General features: G+C 32.8%; 21 protein-coding genes. 10 read left to right on the top strand and 11 right to left on the bottom strand.

Annotated features, from left to right (window positions below):
• Positions 1-9 precede the first annotated feature (9 nt).
• The 4 genes from NZ853_03705 to NZ853_03720 form a co-directional block, all read right to left on the bottom strand.
• On the bottom strand, positions 10-1,233 hold the full coding sequence (locus NZ853_03705) for a sigma-54 dependent transcriptional regulator (protein MCS7204780.1): 1,224 nt from the start codon (positions 1,231-1,233) through the stop codon (positions 10-12).
• Between the two features lie 9 nt (positions 1,234-1,242).
• Entirely contained in the window at positions 1,243-2,205 is a 963-nt protein-coding gene (locus NZ853_03710) for a sigma-54 dependent transcriptional regulator (GenBank protein MCS7204781.1), read from the bottom strand.
• Positions 2,192-2,581 (bottom strand): hypothetical protein, encoded by a 390-nt coding sequence (locus NZ853_03715; GenBank protein MCS7204782.1) that lies wholly within the window; start codon positions 2,579-2,581, stop codon positions 2,192-2,194. The genes NZ853_03710 and NZ853_03715 overlap by 14 nt, the downstream gene beginning before the upstream one ends.
• 720 nt (positions 2,582-3,301) lie before the next feature.
• The gene (locus tag NZ853_03720; GenBank protein ID MCS7204783.1) at positions 3,302-4,249 is read right to left on the bottom strand and encodes an MBL fold metallo-hydrolase; all 948 of its coding nucleotides are present in this window, start codon (positions 4,247-4,249) and stop codon (positions 3,302-3,304) included.
• Between the two features lie 81 nt (positions 4,250-4,330).
• Here NZ853_03720 and NZ853_03725 point away from each other — a divergent pair, with 81 nt between their 5' ends.
• The 5 genes from NZ853_03725 to NZ853_03745 all read left to right on the top strand — a co-directional run bounded on the left by NZ853_03725 (position 4,331) and on the right by NZ853_03745 (position 6,856).
• Positions 4,331-4,990: a methyltransferase gene (locus NZ853_03725; GenBank protein ID MCS7204784.1), complete on the top strand. Its 660-nt coding sequence runs from the start codon at positions 4,331-4,333 to the stop codon at positions 4,988-4,990.
• An 11-nt stretch (positions 4,991-5,001) separates the two neighbouring features.
• A complete protein-coding gene (locus NZ853_03730) occupies positions 5,002-5,229 on the top strand; it encodes a hypothetical protein (protein MCS7204785.1) in 228 nt (75 codons plus the stop codon).
• A gap of 249 nt (positions 5,230-5,478) precedes the next feature.
• The gene (locus tag NZ853_03735; protein MCS7204786.1) at positions 5,479-5,934 is read left to right on the top strand and encodes a hypothetical protein; all 456 of its coding nucleotides are present in this window, start codon (positions 5,479-5,481) and stop codon (positions 5,932-5,934) included.
• On the top strand, positions 5,918-6,346 hold the full coding sequence (locus tag NZ853_03740) for a hypothetical protein (protein ID MCS7204787.1): 429 nt from the start codon (positions 5,918-5,920) through the stop codon (positions 6,344-6,346). Before NZ853_03735 ends, NZ853_03740 begins: the two co-directional genes overlap by 17 nt.
• Positions 6,347-6,349: 3 nt before the next feature.
• Positions 6,350-6,856, top strand: coding sequence for a hypothetical protein (locus tag NZ853_03745; GenBank protein MCS7204788.1), 507 nt, complete (start codon positions 6,350-6,352; stop codon positions 6,854-6,856).
• 22 nt (positions 6,857-6,878) lie between these two features.
• Here NZ853_03745 and NZ853_03750 read toward each other — a convergent pair whose 3' ends face one another.
• The 3 genes from NZ853_03750 to amt all read right to left on the bottom strand — a co-directional run bounded on the left by NZ853_03750 (position 6,879) and on the right by amt (position 10,161).
• Positions 6,879-8,339, bottom strand: a complete 1,461-nt coding sequence (locus NZ853_03750) for an undecaprenyl-phosphate glucose phosphotransferase (protein ID MCS7204789.1) — start codon at positions 8,337-8,339, stop codon at positions 6,879-6,881.
• Between the two features lie 111 nt (positions 8,340-8,450).
• Positions 8,451-8,792, bottom strand: coding sequence for a P-II family nitrogen regulator (locus NZ853_03755; GenBank protein ID MCS7204790.1), 342 nt, complete (start codon positions 8,790-8,792; stop codon positions 8,451-8,453).
• A gap of 19 nt (positions 8,793-8,811) precedes the next feature.
• Positions 8,812-10,161, bottom strand: a complete 1,350-nt coding sequence (gene amt, locus NZ853_03760) for an ammonium transporter (protein MCS7204791.1) — start codon at positions 10,159-10,161, stop codon at positions 8,812-8,814.
• A gap of 232 nt (positions 10,162-10,393) precedes the next feature.
• Here amt and NZ853_03765 point away from each other — a divergent pair, with 232 nt between their 5' ends.
• A complete protein-coding gene (locus NZ853_03765) occupies positions 10,394-12,016 on the top strand; it encodes a 2Fe-2S iron-sulfur cluster-binding protein (protein MCS7204792.1) in 1,623 nt (540 codons plus the stop codon).
• Between the two features lie 13 nt (positions 12,017-12,029).
• Here NZ853_03765 and NZ853_03770 read toward each other — a convergent pair whose 3' ends face one another.
• Together NZ853_03770 and NZ853_03775 are read right to left on the bottom strand one after the other, a co-directional pair.
• A complete protein-coding gene (locus NZ853_03770; GenBank protein MCS7204793.1) occupies positions 12,030-13,661 on the bottom strand; it encodes a LamG domain-containing protein in 1,632 nt (543 codons plus the stop codon).
• A gap of 6 nt (positions 13,662-13,667) precedes the next feature.
• Positions 13,668-14,384: a hypothetical protein gene (locus tag NZ853_03775; protein MCS7204794.1), complete on the bottom strand. Its 717-nt coding sequence runs from the start codon at positions 14,382-14,384 to the stop codon at positions 13,668-13,670.
• A 43-nt stretch (positions 14,385-14,427) separates the two neighbouring features.
• On the opposite strand from NZ853_03775, the gene NZ853_03780 reads away from it, so the two are divergent.
• Complete coding sequence (locus tag NZ853_03780; protein ID MCS7204795.1) at positions 14,428-16,101, top strand: TolC family protein; 1,674 nt, start codon at positions 14,428-14,430, stop codon at positions 16,099-16,101.
• Between the two features lie 10 nt (positions 16,102-16,111).
• Positions 16,112-16,726 carry an NAD(P)H-dependent oxidoreductase gene (locus tag NZ853_03785; protein ID MCS7204796.1) on the top strand — a complete coding sequence of 205 codons (615 nt, stop codon included), beginning with the start codon at positions 16,112-16,114 and terminating at the stop codon, positions 16,724-16,726.
• Positions 16,727-16,759: 33 nt separating this feature from the next.
• On the opposite strand, the gene NZ853_03790 is transcribed toward NZ853_03785, so the two are convergent.
• Positions 16,760-17,092 (bottom strand): high-potential iron-sulfur protein, encoded by a 333-nt coding sequence (locus NZ853_03790; protein MCS7204797.1) that lies wholly within the window; start codon positions 17,090-17,092, stop codon positions 16,760-16,762.
• Positions 17,093-17,411: 319 nt separating this feature from the next.
• On the opposite strand from NZ853_03790, the gene NZ853_03795 reads away from it, so the two are divergent.
• Positions 17,412-18,149, top strand: a complete 738-nt coding sequence (locus NZ853_03795; protein ID MCS7204798.1) for a hypothetical protein — start codon at positions 17,412-17,414, stop codon at positions 18,147-18,149.
• Here the strand turns inward: NZ853_03795 and NZ853_03800 are convergent.
• Positions 18,146-19,693, bottom strand: a complete 1,548-nt coding sequence (locus NZ853_03800) for an adenylate/guanylate cyclase domain-containing protein (GenBank protein MCS7204799.1) — start codon at positions 19,691-19,693, stop codon at positions 18,146-18,148. The genes NZ853_03795 and NZ853_03800 overlap by 4 nt on opposite strands.
• Before the next feature lie 125 nt (positions 19,694-19,818).
• Here NZ853_03800 and xerD point away from each other — a divergent pair, with 125 nt between their 5' ends.
• Positions 19,819-20,727 (top strand): site-specific tyrosine recombinase XerD, encoded by a 909-nt coding sequence (gene xerD, locus NZ853_03805; protein MCS7204800.1) that lies wholly within the window; start codon positions 19,819-19,821, stop codon positions 20,725-20,727.
• Positions 20,728-20,898: the final 171 nt, after the last annotated feature.

Consider the following 20,898-nt stretch of genomic DNA (forward strand, 5'->3'; position numbering starts at 1 on the left):
TGATTTAATTCAAGATTTCGACGATTTTGAATATTCTTTTAAATATTTTTTTAATTGATATTTTTGAATTTTGTTTCGAAGGGTATTTCGATGTAACCCTAACAAATTTGCAGCCTCTGAGATTTTTCCATTACAGATAATGAGAGTTCTTAGTATGTGTTCTTTTTCAAGGTCTTCTAATTTGGGAAAACCCATAACTTGCTTTGTAGACTCATTGGTTTCTTCTTTTAGTTTATATAAAGCATTTTTATCAAATTTATTTAATATCTTTTGTGGCAAATCCTCTACTTTGAGTTCTCCATTTTCTGATAACACACATAATCGTTCAATTGTGTTTTCTAATTCACGTATATTTCCAGGCCATTGGTATTCCTTCAAAATCTTCCATAACAAGGGATCTTTTATAGAGTAGGGTTTTTTGTATTTTTTTTTAAATTGTTCAAGAAAGTAATTTGTTAAACTTTCAATATCTTCTTTCCTTTCGCGCAAAGGAAGCATTACTAATGGAACTACATTAAGTCGATAATACAAATCCTCTCGAAATAGACCTTTTTTTACTAAATCCTCAAGGTCTTTATTGGTGGCTGCTATCACTCGAACATCTACAAAAACTTCTTCCGCGCTTCCTAAAGGGACAATCGTTTTATCCTGCAATACTCGAAGTAGTTTGACTTGTAAGTTCAAAGGAAGTTCTGCAATTTCGTCTAAAAAAATTGTTCCTCCATCAGCAACTTTGAATTTCCCATCTCGGCTTTTGTGGGCACCAGTATAAGCACCTTTTTCTACTCCAAAAAGTTCAGACTCAAGTAGATTTTCAGGAATACTTCCGCAAGATACAGTGACAAAAGGTTTGTTTTTCCTTGGGCTTCGTTCGTGTATCATCCTTGCTAATTTTGTTTTACCTACACCGGATTCTCCTAAGATTAGAAGAGTAGTATCTACTTCTGCCATTTTTCGTGCAATCTTATAAACTTCTTCCATTCGAGGATTCAAAGAACCGGGGATAAAATGGAAATCTCTTGGAACATCTTCTTGTTTTATAAGAATTTGTATTTCTGGCAAATCTTCCTCATCAATCCATTCTTTGTTTTTTATGTATTCTAAAAATTCTTTCTCAGAAAGAATATTACTTTTTAAAATTTCATTTTCCAATTGACGCAGTTGCTTCCTTGATAACCAGCCATTTCGAAATAACTTTATCGAGATTTCATTAATATGGGAAGGTATCTTCATGCTTTTAAATCATTTAAGTTGATATTTTTTAATTTTATACTGTAGGGCTCCTCTTGATATTTTTAATTTTTTTGCAATTTGATATAGATTCCCTCCGTAGACTTCAAGGGCTTCTTGAAGTATATGTTTTTCATATTCAATAATCTCTTGTTTCATTCTTTCTAATTTTTTTATTTTGTGATCAAGGTCATGGTGGTTCTCAAAATTTTTGGGTAAATCTTCTGGAGTAATTTCATTTTTTTGGATGGTTATGGCAGTACGATAAAGTAAATTTTCTAACTCTCGAACATTTCCAGGCCAGGGGTATACCATAAACATTTTTATAACTTCTGGATGAATTGTAATTTTTTTTTTATATTTTTCTTCAATCGAATTCAAAAAATATTCTACAAGTACTGGGATATCTTCTTTTCTTTCCCTCAAAGGTGGAATATGGATATGAAAAGCAGAAATTCGATAATACAAATCAGCACGAAAACGTTCTTTTTGAATTTCATATTCTAAATCTTTACTTGTAGCAAAAATAAATCTCGCTGTTGACTTTAATGTTTTATTAGAACCAATTTTTTCATATTCATTCGTTTGTATGACTCGTAGTAATTTTATTTGATGTTCCAAAGGTAGTTCTCCAACTTCATCAATAAAGAGAGTTCCAAAAGAAGCTTTTTCTATTAAACCTTCAGTAGTAGTATTTGCATCGGTAAATGCACCTTTCACGTGACCAAATAGTTCATTTTCAATTAATTCCTTTGGTATAGCTGATAAATTTGCACTAACTAATCTTCCAGGGCGATCAGAATAGAGGTGGATAATTCTTACAAGCTGTTCTTTCCCTGTTCCAGTTTCACCAGTTATCAAAAGAGGGTTAGAGAACTTTGCATATTTCCTTGCTAAGCGGATAACTTCTGTAATGGTACTATCAGGGTGATATACAAAAGAAATTCCATGTAATTTGAAATTATCCTTTTCCATGTTTTTTTAAAATTTCTTGAGCTGTTTTTAGTAAAGTTGGATCTACAGGAACTCTTACCCACGTTTCTTTTTCTTTGAATTTTTTTAAAGACTCTGGCTTAATTTTGTCTTCACCAATCCATTTCCCTAATGCTAATATCATTCTTCTGTGTAAGTCTTCAATTTTTTCTTTGGCACCAGCTTTTTTATAGTATCCGTAAGCTAATAGAGGTAATTTTTTTTGATACATATAATAATCACCAAGTTGAATTAATCCATCTTTGTAGTCAGCTTTAATAAAAAATTCTTTTGCTGCTTTTAAGTTCCTACTTTCGAAAGCTTTTTTTCCTAATTCAATATATTTCTGTCTTTCTTGTGGTGATAATGATGAGTTCATAAGTTATGAAATATGAAATTAAAAAAAAAATCAATTCTTTTTAGATAGTAGTAAACTAAATCCATGATCATTTTAAATAAAAAACCCCTAGGGGGAACTAGGGGGAAAAGGAAGAGTGTTTATGAGAGTTGAGTGTGCACCTGTGGCGCATTCGCATTTAAGGAAGGTTTAAGGTACAAAAAATTTTTTCTATCTTAATAGTCAAACTTTTTTAAATCTGGATTTTGATTTTTTTTGGCTGAGTTTGTTCTTGTATTTTTTTTCTCATTTGAATTTCTTTTGATACGGAAATGTATTAAAAATAAATTTGAGAAGATAAACCAAAAAGTAATAAAATGTTATTAGCCATTTGAAAAAACCAATTTTTTGATTCAATTCTCAGAAGCGTTTGTCTATTTATTCTCTTTATTCTTGCAAACTTTTAACAGAATTGACTATTGGTTCTTCAAAATCTTTTGTTAATTCATAGAACTATCTTCGAAGATTTGTTATGTCTGATTTCTTCTGTGAAAGGTTTAAGGTCTGGACTTTGACAAATGATTCTTTTTTTTACAAAAAGTTCTGAAAGTCTTATTATTCTAACTTTAGTTAAGACTAATTATTTTCTTTCAATAAAAGTATGTTCTTTTTGATTTTAGCTTGCAAGAGTTCTTTTGTTAATAGCATGTTTGATATTTGTGAGCTCAAATTATAAGTGAAAATAAATTTTTGTTGTTTACACTATATATCAATTACCATACCCTCTTTGGCAAGTTCTATGTTTATAATTGAGTTGGGGTATTTTTCTTTTAGATAATCCTTTGCTTCTTCAAAAAGTTGGTAGGTGCTATAATCATCATGAGCAGGTTCATGATGGGTAAGGTATAATCTTTTTACGTTCCAAGCCACCGCACAATCTACAGCAATAACCATACAGGTGTGTCCCCAACCAATCTTTTGTTCTGCTTCTTTGAGTGAATATTGAGCATCAATTACAAGAACGTCTGCATTTTCAAAAAATTTCTTTTTCTTTTTTATAATTTTGGTTAACTCAGATCCAAAAAATTCCGTATCTGTAGCAAAAATAAAAGATTTGTTATTTTTTTCGATTCTATAAGCAACAGAATTCCCTGGATGTATCAGTGCTTCGGTTTTGATGATGAAACTTCCAATTTGAAACGTATCACCAACTTTAAAATAATGAAATTCTCTTTTTGACATCATTTCATGAAATCCCAATGGGAAAAACTGGAATCTTTGCTGAGTGATGAATCGTTCTTCACAATCTTCAAATGCAGAATAAAAATGAATATGATTAGTAGGAATATATCCGGGAATAAAAAATGGCCATCCTTGGATGTGATCCCAGTGTGTATGAGTAAGTAAGATATGAATATGACCAAAAATCCCTTTTGCCATCATATCATATCCTAATCTTCTAGCACCAGTTCCCATATCAAAGATCAACTGTTCATTTCCATCTTTTAATTCTACACAAGTAGTATTTCCGCCAATGATTTCTTTTAGATGGGGTGGTAATATTTCGTAGATTTTGTCTATGGATAAATAAGGATCATCCTTCCATTTTTTTTGGCTGATTTTTAGGATCTCTTTTATTCGGCTCTCGTAATCTATTGGATCTAGTGGCGATGGGATAGAACCCCTCACACCCCAAAATTTGACTTGCATTCTAAATTCCTTAATGGAAAACTATTATGATAAAATATTTATCATTAAAGTTATTATCGTAAATAAAGGATAAGTTTTTCAATGAAATCAGAAATTCAACGAAAATTACTTAGAATCATTCAAAGACCTGCGAAGTACAAACTTCATCCTAATGTGATAGTTCCCAAAACTATCGATACCATTTCGAAAGAGATTTTATTTTTCATTCAAGAGAGCTTTCATATATTGGAATTGGGATGTGGATGGGGTGAGTTCGCAATAGAGTGGTTAAAAAAACATCCTGAACATGAGTATATTGCTATGGAAAAAAAAGGTGATAGGATCAAAAAAATCATAAAAAAAATTGAAAAAAATAATATCAAAAATTTAAAAATCATTCCTGTTAATTTCCTATGGTTTTATCGAGAAATTCTACCCGAAAATAGCTTTGATTTGGTAATCATAAACTTTCCTGACCCATGGCCCAAAAGACGACATTGGAAACACCGTCTAATAAGTGAAAAATTTTTGATTGATACATATAATCTTTTAAGACACAATGGAAAAATCTATATAGCAACAGACTATGGACCTTATGCAAGGAAGATTATATCCTTATTTCGAAAAAGTAAATTATATATGCCAGTCCTTCCGTGGCCTAATTACACAAGAAAAAGATTTTTTTCGTTTCCTGAAAGCAAATTCGAAAAGCTCACTTTAAAAGAAAATCAACCTTATTATATGATGTGGAGAAAAGTTTGAATTAATCAATTATGAAAAATCAAGAATCAAAAAAGATATCTTTAACTTCCGAAGAAATCAAAGAAATCATCCGTCAATACCGGATAATGAGAAAACTAATCGAAACTGCACCAAAACGAAAATTGTTGGTTCCAGAAGAAAAGGAATGGCACTTACAACGAGAAGCATTTTTGAAAAATCACCCGCCAGTAAAAAAAATATTTTCAGACCTAATCATTTCTGAGGAAAATAAAGTTTAAATTGCAATAAGCATCACAACGTGATGTGCAAGTTTCAAAATTTCTGAACTCACTACCTTCAACCACACCATCGGAAATGCCACTATCTATACCACATTGCTGATAACATATATCAATACCGTTAGGACATAAGACAAGATAAAGTAGAGCTCTTTCTGTAAATGCATCTGGTTCTTTTTTACATTGAAAGAATAGACTTATTATGGAAAATAAAATTATTATAAATATATGCTTCATAACTATGAGGAAATGGAAAAAGTCTTTGTAGGCAAGAAAATAATTATTTTTTTGCTAATCTTTAACCATTGTTTGACTTTATATCCTGTTAAAGTTAATGTTTATCATAATTTAATGAAGATTGACCCCTATACAGAATGGCAAAGTAAAAACCAGAGTATAAAATTTTTCCCAGAAACCATTGTCTTTTTTCTCTTTCGGAAACAAAAGTCCATTATCTCTAATGAAAAAAACTTGATGAATTTATATAATCAAGCAACAGATTGTAAAGAAAAAAATGATATTTTGATCACTTGGTTTACCCAAGAAATCAACAAAATGGAGAACCTAAAAAAATGGAATCTGCAAACAAAAAATTTATTTCAAAATCTGGCATTAGATATCCTAACTCGTTGTCAGGAAGAAATCATACAAAGAAACGGAAAAAACCTTCTTTATTTGATAATGCTTTATGAGACTTATCAATAGTTTAGTGATGGCAATTTTAGGGATTATGATTCTTTCCTGCAAAATCAAGACCTATCCAACTTACTATTATCTTTTGTTTCCTTACCTAAGAGAGGGTTTAAATCGTCCCGAGAAGGTGCGAAATATCCAAGTGAAAAAACAAGATTACTTAATAGTTGAAATAACTTGGGAACCATCAAAAGATCCAGAACTCAACAGAAATGTTCCATATTACTTCATTTATTTGTATTATGAATATCCAAAAGAAAATTTGTTCTATGATAAGAAATATCTCTTTGATATCGTTTCTGAACCCAAGTATGTTTTGTTTTTGGGGAATTTTCGTGGTTCCATCTTTTTAGTAATAACCGCTTATGATTTGGGAGCTGAATCTGAGGTTTCTGACATCATTAAGATTGATCAGCCTTTTTAAAAGATGAAGTATCGAAAATATCTATTTGTCATTATATGTTTTTTTGTTATACCACAAGTGGTGATGGCAAAAGAAGAACCAAAATGGGATTCCTCTTTTTTGTGGGAGGTTGTTATACCCGGCTATAATTTTTTTCGAGAAGAAGAATACTTTTGGGGTGGGGTTTTTCTTGCTTTACGTTTAGCAAGTATTTATTCTGCCATCACGTACCACGAACGTTTTTTAAAATACCAGAGCTTAGAAAAAGCCGCTAAAACTGCAGATATTTTCTACGGTCAAGGAATAGCTTATAAAGACCCTATTGGAGGTGGATACCAAACTACTAAGGGATTTTCAATCCTTGCAGGTCGTTCTTTAGCCTATCGGGACTTTTCTATATCTGTGCAACTTCTTTTGTTGGGTATTGGAATCTACAAAGGATATATGGATACAAAAGAAAAATTTATTGATGATACACCTCCTGAGCTCCAATGGCAGTTTTCTTTTGTGATTCCTTTCCTTGATGATTAGGAGTTTTTTTAAACTATTTATATCATTCTCCCGGGTTTTTGAATAGAGAAGGGATGGTCTTCAAAATTATATAAATATCAAAAAGTAAGGACCAATTTTCAATGTAATAAATATCCGCTTCGACTCTTTTTTCTATAGAAGTGTCCCCTCTATAGCCTAATACTTGTGCCCAGCCTGTGATACCAGACTTTACGGAATGTCTGAGCATGTATTTTTCATATTCTTTTTTGAACTTTTTCACAAAGTGGATTCGCTCAGGACGAGGTCCAACAACTGACATATCTCCTTTTAAAACATTCCAAAACTGGGGGAGTTCGTCCAAAGAGGTTTTTCGAAGAAACCTGCCAATGGGTGTGACTCTCGGATCATTTTTTCTACCCCACGTTGTGTCTGAGGTGTTTTTATCTTGCACATACATGGTTCGAAATTTAATTAATTTGAAAACCTTACGATCCAAACCAACACGTTCTTGAACGAAAAAGATAGGGCCTTTAGATGACAACTTTACCAAAATAGCAATCAAAATCATCAAAGGAAAAGTCAAAATCAGCACGAACAAAGAAAACACAATATCAAAAGCTCTTTTCATGAAACGATGATAGGCATTATTCAAAGGAATGTCTCGAAGGACTAAAACAGGTAAACCGTCCATGTCTTCGATACGAACCTTGTGGGAAATTAGGTCCATTACACTAGGAACAATACGACATTCGATTCCTTCTGAATCACAAATCTTTATCAGTTTGTGAATTTCTTTAGGATTGTTTCTCAGGATTATAATTACAGTATGAATATGATATTGGTTGAGAATGTTATGAATATCATCGATTGTTCCAAGAATATATTTTGAGAGGTGAGGGTGGATGGGTTTATCTTTTGTTTCCTTCAGGATTCCTACGAGATTTAATCCGAAGAGTTTGTATTTTTTTATGTAATCAATGATTTTTCTGGTTTCTTTTTGTGTGCCAATGATTAAAAGGTTTTTTGTGTATTTGCCTTTTTCGATCGCATTGAGGATGTATTTTCGAAAGACATAATGTCCTGTGGAAATCAAAATCGAACTGATGATAACTGTATAAATAACCACTAACCTTGAGTAACTATGTTCTCTGTAGAAAAACAAAAAGGCTAATACAACAACTAGATTGATTCCAATCCCTCGAATAAGGGATAAAATTTCTTTATGGGGTTCGATGATGTTTTTAGGCTTGTAAACGTCCAACGCAATAAAAACAAATACTTGGAAAAAAGAAAACACCAATCCCAGAACACTGTACGTAACTATAATAGCCAAAAAAGACTGCGGAGGAAACCACAAGCCTGGAGCAAAAAATCCTTTTGTGTCAGCAACGAAGAAAAATTTTTTTTCAGGGGAAAGAATGTAAAAGTGTAGTATTGTAGCAATGATCACAGAAAGAAAGCTCAAAAAAAAGTCCAAAAAGAAATAAATGATTTTGAAGGTCTGACGTTTTTCACGGATCACAAGTTCTTTTTTTTTTGAATTCTATCTCTTGTATAGTAGAATTGCTATTGATGAAGAGTTCGTTTATTGAGTAGGTGTTTTGAAAAAAAATCAGGGATGTAGGATCCCTGATCATCCAATTGCGTCCCTTCCCCTTTCACCAGTGCGAATACGAATAACTTCGATAAGATCAGTTACAAAGATTTTTCCATCACCGATGTTTCCAGTTCTTGCTCCTTCGATGATGGCTTTGATGGTTGGTTCTACATAATCTTCATTCACTGCGATTTGTAAAATGGTCTTCTTTAACAAATTCACTTCGTGGATAACTCCACGATAAGACTCGTCGTATCCCTTTTGTTGACCTGCACCTAAGCCGGTAGTTACCGTCATTTTTGTTACTCCAGCTTTCATCAAAGCAGCTTTTACATCTTTTAATTTATATGGTTGAATGACAGCTGTGATTAACTTCATAAGCTACTCCTTTAAAAGTTTAATCAACTGTAAAAATTGTGAATCCATTGTAAGCTTCTTCTCCATGCTCACCGATGTCTAAGCCTTTGAGTTCTTCATCACGAGATACTCTGATTCCAATCGTATATTTTAGAATTAAAAACAAAATGAACATTGTAGCAAATGCCCATAGAGAAACCGCAAGTGAACCAATCACTTGAACAACAAAGTCTTTCCCTTCGCCAAATAATCCAGTGGCAATTCCACCCCAAAGACCATTGAGTCCGTGGACAGGCCATGCACCAACGGGATCATCAATTTTAAGGGCATCTAAAAGTTTCACTCCTGCGATGACAAGAAGTCCTGCAACTAACCCGATCAGTATCGCTTCTTTGTTATCGACCACATTACAATTTGCTGTGATTGCTACTAAACCTGCTAATGCACCGTTCAAGGACATTGTCAAGTCAGGCTTACGAAAGAAAATCCAAGAACCAATCATGGAAAACACTGCACCTGTCATAGCAGCAAGAGTAGTATTGACAGCAACTAACATCACAGCATGAACATTGTCTTTCCCATAAATAGCTAATTGAGAGCCAGGATTAAAGCCATACCAACCTAACCATAGGATAAAAACTCCCAGAGTTGCAAGAGCGAGATTATGACCTGGCATGGGTTGTGGCTTTCCATCAGGATCAAACTTACCAATTCTTGGTCCCAAAAGAATTGTAGCAGCAAGACCAGCAAAACCACCTACAGCATGAACAATGATCGAACCAGCAAAATCATGGAAACCTAATTGCGCTAACCATCCACCACCCCATTGCCAAAAACCACTAATGGGGTAAATTAGGCCTGTGATGAATACAGAATAAATAAGATACACAGAGAACTTCAATCTACCAGCAACAGCTCCAGAAACAATCGTTGCTGCGGTTGCTGCAAAAGCTAATTGGAAGAGAAAATTAGCTTGTGGATGGATGATAGCTCCACCTATTTCTTCTGGTGAACTTTCTGGAATAAAAAAGCCACCAAATCCAAAGAAACCGCCTTTGAAGGCTTCTCCAGGATACATGAGGTTATACCCAAAGATAAAGAAAATCAAACCTCCTACAGAAAAATCCATTAGGTTTTTAAATAGGATATTTACAGTGTTCTTTGCTGCATTCATCCCAGATTCTACCATAGCAAAACCTGCTTGCATCCAAATCACCAAAATCCCCGTTAAAAAAATCCAAAGGTTATCAATAGTATACGCACTATTTATGTCCATAGACGAACCAGAGTTTGTTTCTTCTCCAAAAACAGGTAAAGTGTAAACAAACAGAAAAAACAAAACTAACATAAAAATCGATTTCCCAAACCTTTTGGAATTGGAACTTCTCATATAGAGCTCCTTTTAACGATTTTTCCTGATTATTTGCAAGATTAATACCCACAGAAAATCCTAATTTTTTGCGAATAAGTTGTTCATTTTTTGCTAAAAATAAAGTGTATAATATGCAAATTGCTTAAAACATATACTTTTTTTATCCTAGGGATAAAAGATTTTATCGTATACAATAAATGAAAAAAACTATTTACTTTAAACGAAATGAAATATTTCAGTTTTCACAATGATGAATCAAGCTGAGACCAATGGAATTGAAGTTCTTTATGTTGATGAAATCTACAATAACAAAAGAGAAACAAAGATAATCAAAACCACGGCAGGAAAAACTATATTGGAAATTTCTTTAGAAAATGGGATTCCTCATATTCATGCTTGTGGGGGAAATGCGAAATGCACTACTTGTCGTGTTTGGGTGTATGCAGGCGAAGAACATTTGAGTCCTAAAAACGAGCTCGAAGAAAGATTATCGAAAAAAAAAGGTTTTCGCAGGCAAGAACGGTTAGCTTGTCAAACCAAAGTCTATGGAAATATCAAAATCAAGAGGATTGTAAAGGATGAGGTGGATTCGGATATTGTTTTATCTTACTATAGAAGTGGAAAAGAGCAAGCTTTAGCGGTTCTATTTGCGGATATTCGGGATTTTACGAGTTTTACAGAAAGACACTTGGCTTTTGATGTGGTTTATGTTTTGAACCGTTTTTACAAAAAAATGGGGGATGCCATTTTGAATAATGAAGGCTATTTAGACAAATTTATGGGGGATGGGATTTTAGCTCTTTTTGGTATCGATAGTTGGGATAATCAAAAAAAATGCGAGAACGCTTTTTCATCAGCCATTGAAATGTTAAAGGGCTTAGAAGAAATCAATCAGTATCTAAAAACCAACTATGACGAAGAAATTCGGATTGGGATTGGTTTACATTTTGGGACGGTAATCATAGGAGATTTGGGGCATCCGGAAAAAATGCAACTTACAGCGATTGGAGATACGATTAATTATACTTCTCGGTTAGAAAAGCTCACAAAACAAATTCAAGTTCCTGTTTTGGTATCTGAGGAATTTGCTAAGGTTCTAAATCGACCTGAAATCATAGAGAAAGAATACGTCGTTCAAATTCGAGGAAAAACCGGAAATTACAAAGTCTATTCTGTAAATACTCAAAAGAAAACTTATGCGTCTATACGAAATTTGATAAAACAGCATTTATCCAAATCACTGGCACCTTCTGTATTGAGGCTTGTTTTTCATGATGTTATGAGTGGGGGAAGTTTTACCTCAAACTTTCATGATGACTATAATATTGAATTGGAACTAAAAAAACCTATCAATAAAAATTTAGAATCAAGTGTGGATTTTATCAAAAAAATCAAAAATCTCATCAAAGACGAGCCATATTCTTATCGGGATATCCTTTACTTAGCAGGAGCTGTAGCAGTAGAAATCACAAGAGGTCCTTTTATCAACATCGTTGTTCCTATGTTTTCAGATCGAGGATTTTATGAAGTTGGTATCCCTGATGAGAATGAAACTTTTGAATCATTTTATAAAAAATTCCAACAATTAAATCTCACAAAACAAGACATGGTAGCTCTAATGGGAGCTCATACCTTAGGAAAAGCAAATGGAAAACCATTCACAGAAAATCTATTTACGTTCAATAACGAGTATTTTCGAAGATTGATTTTCTATCGAGATGACCCTCAGTTGAATTCTTTGCTACCGACGGATAAAGAATTATTAAAAGACAAAGAATGTCGAAAATATGTGGAAATCTATGCTTTTTCTCAAGAACGTTTTTTTAAAGATTTTTCAGAAGCATATATCAAGTTGATTCAGTTTGGTTATTGAGCTTTGATTGTTATCAGAACTCGAATACTACTTCTTGTGATAGTTTGCTATGAATTTCTGGTTTGTAAACATAACTTGATACTCGAAGATAATAAACCACATCAGTTTCAAACACAATAGGATACCTTAGGGGGAGCGTGTTTTTTTCTCTTGCTTTTTTTTCGTAGTAGTGATAGAGTTCGTCTTTCGTGAGGATTATGCGGATGTGATTTTTCATGTGTTGTTTTATGAAGGTGGGACGAATTTTGAGGAGTTCTTCTTCGTCTTTTGTTAAAGGAAAATCTAAAGTTTGCTTTTTTATGGGTATCCATCTGCCATTTCGATAAACTTCACTTATCGAGATCTCCGAGTGTTCTTTTTTAGTTCCAATATGGAGGTTATAGCCACCAAATTCTTCTATGATTTCTTCGGGGATTTTTTGCCACTCGATACAGACTTGATGTTCGTTTGTCAGCTCAGGGATGATTTTTACGCTTGATACTTTAGGAAGACTTTCGATGGTTGTGGTTATGATTTTGAATTCAGTGATTTTCGGTGTCGTTGTTCCTTTTGAGTCCTGCCTCATGAAGATGCGGAATTGTAAGTAGGGTCGTAATTCCCGAAAGGAAAAGGTTTTTTTATCTTTTTCTAAAGAAAAAGAAGTCCAGTTTGAATTTTCCGAAGGAGTCTCAGAAAAACGATATTCTACTTTCAAGATGGTTCCCTGTGGTTTTTCATATTGAACGAAAAATTGAACTTGAGATGTATTATGTCTTAGTTGAATCCAAGGAGAAGTTAAAAAAGAAACAGGATTTTGAATCCTACCAGACAAAAGGTCCCACTCCAAAGGTTGATAATCATAATAAGTTATAGGTGTAGTAAAAAAACCTTTTAAAATCAGAAAATCATCGAGATAACCAATCAAATTCTTTCCAATCACAATGGGTGGGTAGTCGAGAGAAGAAAAATCCCAAACTGCGTTTTTGGGAAGTTCAATGAGTTGTTGGAGTTTTGCATTAAAAAAAACCAAGATTTGATTCTTCTCAGTGCTAAAGCTAATTAAAATGTGATTCCATTTTCTAAGAGAAAGTTTTGGGGTAATCACTTTTTGAAAACTGAAAGGAACTTCTTTTTTTAGAACCGATTGGATTTTCAAAAGGATTTCTCCATTGTGATGATAAATCCAAAATCCTTTGATTCCTTCATTTGCGAAAGAAACCCACTCAAAAATGGTTTGGTAGGGGAATTCAAGCAAAGGAAAAAACCAAAAAGAAATTGTAAATGCTTCTGTGTTTTGATGGGGCCAAAACTTCGGATCAGTTTGAAGCTCTATGGTTTGATTGCGATTTTTAAAATAGCAAACATTTTTGATCTTAGTTTCTTTTTGGGTTTTTGTCAAAAAAACATCAGCTTTAATAAAAGGGTATTTCCCTGAATGTTCTTTGGGTTTTGTTTCTTGATTGCAGTCAAGATAAAGAATAGCGTCTTTGCGAAAATCAACAGGTTGAAGTTCGATGGTCTGTTCAATCAAGAAATCTTTTCTTTCTTCTTTAGGGATTTTTTTGAATTCTTGAATTACATCAATAGTGTCTTCTCGGAAAGATAAAACATTCCCATAAAGAGCTTGAAGACCCAAAACAATCAATACAAAACTTAAAACCCTCACGATTTTTTAGTTCGGTAGTTGAGATAATTTTTTGAACCATTCTCTTTTAAACTCATCTGGTAGCCAGTAGAAGAGTTCGTATTTTAGAATACTATAGACTTCAAACCAAATTTGAATATCTTTGGTGTGTTTTTCGTATTGGGAGTTTTTATCAATCCAAAAGCTCCAGATGGCTTTTTGGTATGAGTAAACACTTTCATACAACGCCTTTTTGTTTTCTTCGAAATCTTCCAAGATTTTTTCTTTCTCGTAAAGATTTCGTTCATCAAGAAAAAGTTTTAATTCTTCTTGTAATGTGTCGTAATAAAGACGAAGGGTTTTTTCGTGGAGCTTCCACTTTTCCTGCCACTTTTGAAAATAAATTTCTTGGCATTGGTTTTGTGGAATCAATTTCTTTTTCTCTAAGATTTCTGTTTTTATGTTGGAAAAGGCATCTTTATAGAACATGACCCACTTTTCTTTTTCTTGATTCAAAAAGACATTGGGGGAAACAGGAGTTCTGGGGAAAAAACGAATAATCTCGAAGTCAATTACAGGACAGTGAATTTCATTGTTTTTGGAATTCGAATAAGACTGACAAGAGAATCCTACACTCAAAATTAAAACTAAGATTATTTTATCGACGAGCCATGAGAATTTTCTTTTTTGTAATTCATCTAACTTTTTGGTTAATTTTTTATTTAAGAAAAAAACCAAAAAGTTTAAAAGATTAATGATAAACATTTTAAAATTTTTTTTGGTTTAGTAATTCTATGGAGGTAAAAAAATGAAGTTTTTTCATAGCTTCTCTTTTCTTATTTTTTTTCTGTTTTTTTTTCATCTAATCAGTTGTAAATCTATAAATCAAAAATTAGAAACCAATGCAAACGAAAAAGAAAAAGGAAATACAAACGAAATCACTACTTTACATAGTGATGAAAAGAAAGAGTCAAAAGATTTTCCTCAAAAAGAAATTGAAACTATTATCGCAAAATTAAAAGATAAAAAAGATCAAAAGCTAAGTCTTAACGAAGTTGTGCAAATTGTTGTTTACAATAGCAATCCAGTAAAACTCCAAAAATTGGAAATCATCAAATCAGATACAGACCTCAAAAAAGATGAAGGTAAATATGCCCCTGTATTGGATTTCAAATTCCAAAGTTATGAGCGAATCGATAAGCAACTTCCTCAATCCCTCTTTCAAGGAACAAAGATCAATCAAGATGTATATACCTTGGGAATACAAAAACTCTTCGAGAGTGGGACATTTCTTCGACTTGAAGGTTCGGATACGAGGTTTGACTCAAATGCAGGGGAAGGTCCTGTGGCTCTAACCAACCCCTTCTTTCAGCAGCTAAGACAACCACCACTACATACAGCGGCAATAAAAGTGATATTTCAACAAGATCTTTTGAAAAATGCTTTTGGGTATTCTCAGAAACGTTTAAAGGAAATTGCCAAGAAAAAGAGTTTGGTTCAGCGAGAACAGTTGGAATTCCAACTTGCCGGTTTGATTGTAAAAACCATCGTTGATTACTGGTCCTTAGCAATTGCGGAAATTGAATTAAAAACAGCTCAAGGTCTTCTAAATAACGTCAATACGATTCGAAACATCACATACCAAAAATTGAATTTTGGATTAGCAGAACCCTTTGAGGTCAATCAATGGGAAGCTCTTTACAACCAAGCAGAAATTGCCGTCAACACTGCTAAATTAGAAAGAGACACAAAAAGAAAAGAACTACTCAGAACCCTAAATTTGGATCCCAACATCGAAATTACGGGTTCAACCGAACTCATCAAGGAACTACCCAAAGACGTGGATGTTCAAAAGGACATCAATTATGCTCTACAAAATCGAAGGGACTATCGAATTCTTCTTCATTCCTATGAAATTGCAAGGTTATCCAAAGAATTAGCTGACAATAATTTACTTCCAACTGTGAGGATTGGTGGACAATATGCCATAAGGGATTTTGGAAGATACTCTAGCACAGCTTGGGATCAGGTGTATTTAGGTAAATATCCCGAAAAAGCCATTGAATTTTCGGTTCAATATCCTTTGTGGGATGAAGCAGCAAAGGTGGATTTACGAAATGCTGAAATTACTTTAAAGCAATTGGAAATCCAAAAGAAAGAATTGGAACGCCAAATTCAAGACGAAGTAGAATTGGGCTTTAAACAAATTCAGACGGCTTTTGATTCTTTGAAAAAAGCAGAACAAGCCTATCTAAAAACATTAAATTTTTACAATGGGCTTTTGCAGGGTTATCGTCGTGGTAGATTTAACGTAACAGCGGTAAAAAACGCTTTGGATGCACTCCTACAAGCTGAGAAAGGCTACAATCAAGCCCTAATTAGTTATAACATCACATTAGTTCGATATGATTTAACAAGAAACATTTTATTCGAAAAGTATAACATCAATCTTGACGAAATATTATATCAATATTCAAAATAACCATGATGATATGAAAGAAAGACTCAATATAGCAATTCTTTCGGGTTCCTCTCGAAAAGGAAGCAATACCATAAAAGTTGCTAAGGCTTTAAAACATTTACTTCAACAAAACGAGATTGTAGATCAAATTTATTTAATTGACATGGTGGATTCTGATATCCCACTTGTTGGGAGGGGAGAGATTAATAAAGAATTTTTAACGCCTTTTCAAAGACAATTGGTATATTCTTTTGAAAATTCAGAACTTATTCTTTTGTGTCTTCCCGAATACAATTGGATAACCAATCCGGAGGTGATCAATCTCTTTCATCAATTAGGAACAAAAGAGTTTTTTTCTTGCTTTCATTTGAAAGTTTTTGCAACCATTGGAGTTTCTTCGGGTAGAGGGGGGAGACGCCCCTGTATTGAACTCCATACATTATTGAATAAAATCATTAGCTTTATGGGTGCGATTTCGGTTGTTTCCCCATTAATTTTAGAATCTCATGAAACAGATAAAGAGTTTGATGAAGAAGGTAATTTTCTGAATAGACAAAATAGAGGAATTTATTATGAAAAATTTATAAACTTTACTGACTATACCTTGAAGTTATCGTCGAAGTGGCATTTCGGTAGAAATCCGTAGAGAAATCTCTACGGATGTTAATTTATTAATTTCTTAGGCTTTTGGCACCCAGGAAGTGCACCAACCTTTTGGACTCACAGGTCCTTTGATAAGATTACATTTACCACAAGGAGAATTTCCTTCTGGCAATACGTAAAGGGCACAGTTTTCGCACAACTTAGAAGGATCAGGAGTAAAATCCGTATATTGTAAATTTTTTCTTTGTTCTATTTCTTCTTGGGTTAAACCAGTTACATCATCACAAATTGGACCTTTTTGGGCTTGCTTTTCTTCTGGCTTACAATTAGAAATTATCATTGGTCCGAATAAAATAGTTGAACCTACAATACCGACTTGCTTTAAAAATTCTTTTCTTGTAATTTCCATATTTCCTCCTGAATTGACTACCATTATAACTAAACTTAAAATTTAGTTAAATAATATTCTATACTCGTATGATTATTTTAATTTATAATGAGACTCAATTTTATGAATCATCAAAACGTAAATTCTAATAAGTTATTTTGTTATATGGCTTTTCGTTTTTTTTTGTTGGATTCGTTTATAGATTATGATTGGCTTTTTCAGAAGTAAAGTCAATCTTAATTGGTCATTTGCTATTAAAGTAAAATTTTTTCTGCCAAAATGGTATGTTTTGTTAGTTTGGAATATATATTTTACATAAACTTTTTTTGGGGTTTGTTATATGTTTTTCAAAAATAAGTTCTATCTTCACTTGGTTGTGATTTTGATTTTAAATATCAGTATAAACACAATGTCATGGGAGTTTCAATTGTATAATTCTTACATCAATGATGTTTCTGACAGAAAAGCCACAGAATTGTTTGAAAGTGCTGTGTTTGTTCATAGTTATCAGACCTTTTTTACCCTCAATCCAGAGAGAATCCCTTTTGCAGTCTATGCACTATCAAGAGTAGGTAAGATTAAAATTCGTGCAATCAATAATTCAGCTAATTTTTATTATGTTCTTGATTCTCAATGGGGTTTGGGGATTGGTTATGAAGAAAGTTTAGCTGAGCTCACAAATTATCCTCAATTGAATGTTGATAACTATTTTGGAACTCTTGGATATCTGCCACTTCTTAATGAAGAAAGTCAAAATTTTGTGTTTCGAATCTATGATTTCTTATCCATTCTGCGTTCTAAAACTTTTATCGAACCCTTGAGAACTTGGAACATACAAATCAAATATAACTTTCAGATTGATGAAGACGAAAACTTTTTTGTGATACGTTATGGTAGTGGAAAGCTAGCTAATGGTTTTACTGCGAAATACGGTTTTGATGTAGGAGCGTATATACCTATCTATCCCTATTTGAGTTTTAGTTATTCTTTTTATTTTAACTATACGCAGCTACCTGTTTTTCAAAAGCCTGAGATATTTGAAGGTGGTCTTCGACTTGGATTTGTAGTAAATCTTTAATAAGGATTATAATTTCTCAAAAACTTGTATTGGATAAAATAAATTGGAAGATAGCCAGATTTCCCCTTCACTTTTAAGAAATATTTTTTCGACAAAGGAATATCTTTTTTTCTTAGGTGTTGATAGAATTCTTCACTCATTATGATTTCATTGGGTTTACAAGCCCTTTGTAATCGACTTGTAGTGTTTACTGCATCCCCAATCAAAGTAAATTCTGTACGGAATTGGTTTCCTAAATTTCCATGAATGGCTTCTCCACAATGTAGAGCAATCTTTACTTTTAGAGGTTCAAAGTTCTCGGGCTTATGGGAAATAAAAAAATGAATCATTTCTAATGCCGCCTTCAACGCGTCATCAGCAGTGCTAAAGTAAGCAAAGATATTATCCCCCATGAATTTATCAATGTCGCCCTCATTATCATAGATAATATCTGTCAAATGAGAAAAATAAGAATTCAAACTACTGATGATAAATTCTGGATCTTTATTTTCACTAAACTTAGTAAAATCTACTATGTCTAAAAACAAAAAGTAATATAAGTTTCTTTCATTTGGTATTTTGAACTTTTGATAAATAGCATTTTTTACTTTTTGGAATGTTTTTCTTGGCAAATATCGAAATATCATGTTTTGAAGATTTAAATTTTCTTCTAAGATACGAACTAATTTGTCATTCATTTCACTTAGCTTTTTAAACTCAATGTTAATGCTATCTAGTAAGATTTTTTTATAAATTATGTTTAATAAAATAGATATGAAGGATTGCAGAAAGTATTCAAACTCTTTTGTTCTTTTGGTTTGGGATTTGTAGAAAAACAATCCAATGAATTGGTTTTGATAAACAATAGGAATGAATTCAAACCCCATATTCAAAATGACATCATATAGCGTTGGCAAATTCTTTTTTATAACGTTTGAGTTTTCCAAATCTTCAAAATCGAAAATCTCAATCTGGGAGTTTAAGGGAATTTTCTTGTAATGTTCTAAAAATTCAAAATTAAAAATTTTGTAAGCTACTAATTCTAAACTGAGATCATCCACATTCAGAGTATAGATACCATATTCTGTAATATCCGTTATACTTTCTAATTCTTTTAGAATGATTGATAGCTTTTTTTCTGTGGTGGTATAAGATAAGTCAATCTCGAGGATTTCGTTGATGAAGCGATAAAACGTTAAATCTTGGGAACTAAATGTTAAATATTCCGTCAGATCATTTCCAAAAAAGATACTGTATTTTTCTTTTTTATTTTCTATCATTAATCCATCAAAGTAATAGTTTTTGTTTTGATTAGTGATTTTAACTAATTGATTTTGAATCACTAAATCATCAGTTTGATGTTCTGAGATTTGTTTAACTACTTTTAAAATGTGGTTTATATTTTTTCCTAAGAGTTCATCTTTATTGATGATTTTAAATTGCTTTTGAAACACATCATTAAAAAATACGATTTCATTCTTGTCATTTAATAAGAGAAATGACAATTTCTTTTGAAAAAATTCGTTTAAATAGTTTGTGATTTTTTCGTTGAAGTAGGTTTTCATGGAATGATCCTTTTATGAGATTTATAGTTGGCAAAATGATTATATTTCATTCAATTTTAAATTCAATCATTTTTTGTAATCATTATGATATTTTATTCGTTCGTAATAAATTCCGATTGTAATGAATGATGTTGCAATATGATGGTTCAAACGAATATCAAGAATTGCTCTTAGAATTCAAAGAGTACTTGTTGGTAGAAAAAGGTCTATCCACAAATACGATTGAGTCATACACAATGGATTTGAAGAAATTTTTTTTGTATCTGAAAGTTAATCAAATGTCAGTGTTGAGTTTGAACTGGCAACAAGGAATGGAAGTTTTAGCTTACGAACAAAAGCGGTTATCGAAAAAGAGTCTAAAGCGTTATGCTACAACCCTAAGGCAATTTTATCGTTTTTTGTGGATAAAAAAATACATCCAAGAAAATCCCTTTGAAAACTTAGAGCTTCCGAAAGTTCCAAGAACTATTCCTACTTATTTGACATGGGAAGAAGTGATTAGATTTTTTGAAGTCTTTGATCAAAAAAATCCTTTCGAGCTACGAGATCGTGCCATTTTTGAGTTGATGTATGCTTGTGGTCTTCGGGTTTCTGAAGTGGTGAATTTGAAGCTAAAAGACATAGATTTTTGGAATAGTGAGATTTGCGTCATGGGGAAGGGAGGACAACAACGTATCGTCCCCTTAGGAGAAAAAACCCATCAAACTTTGAAGCTCTATTTTGATGAGGCACGAAATCGAATCACCAAAAAAACATCCGAGTTTGTATTTCTGGGGAAAAAAGGAAATCGTTTGGATCGCAGGTCCGTATGGAGGTCCATAACAAAATACGCAAAAAGAGCTGGCTTGGAGAAAAAGATTTCGCCTCATACCCTTAGGCATAGCTTTGCAACCCATTTGATTCAAAATCAAGCTGATATTCGAGTAGTGCAGGAACTTCTGGGACACAAAGACATCACAGCAACCCAAATCTACACCCACATCACCAAAACATCTTTAAGAAACTTGCACAAACAATTCCATCCTCGTGGCTAAAATTATTTTTTTCGTTTGTGTGAGGGTCTTTTAAGGTTTTTTATCTGTGAAAAAAATCATACCTAAAACCAAAAAAAAAGTTGATAAAAAAGTTCTGTGATTTTTTTTGTTCATGAAGCTCCGAGGGAGGAAGTTGGGTGCAAATCCCACGCTCACGGTGGAACTGTGATT

It is taken from the genome of Leptospiraceae bacterium, from assembly GCA_025059995.1.
GTDB lineage: Bacteria > Spirochaetota > Leptospiria > Leptospirales > Leptonemataceae > SKYB61.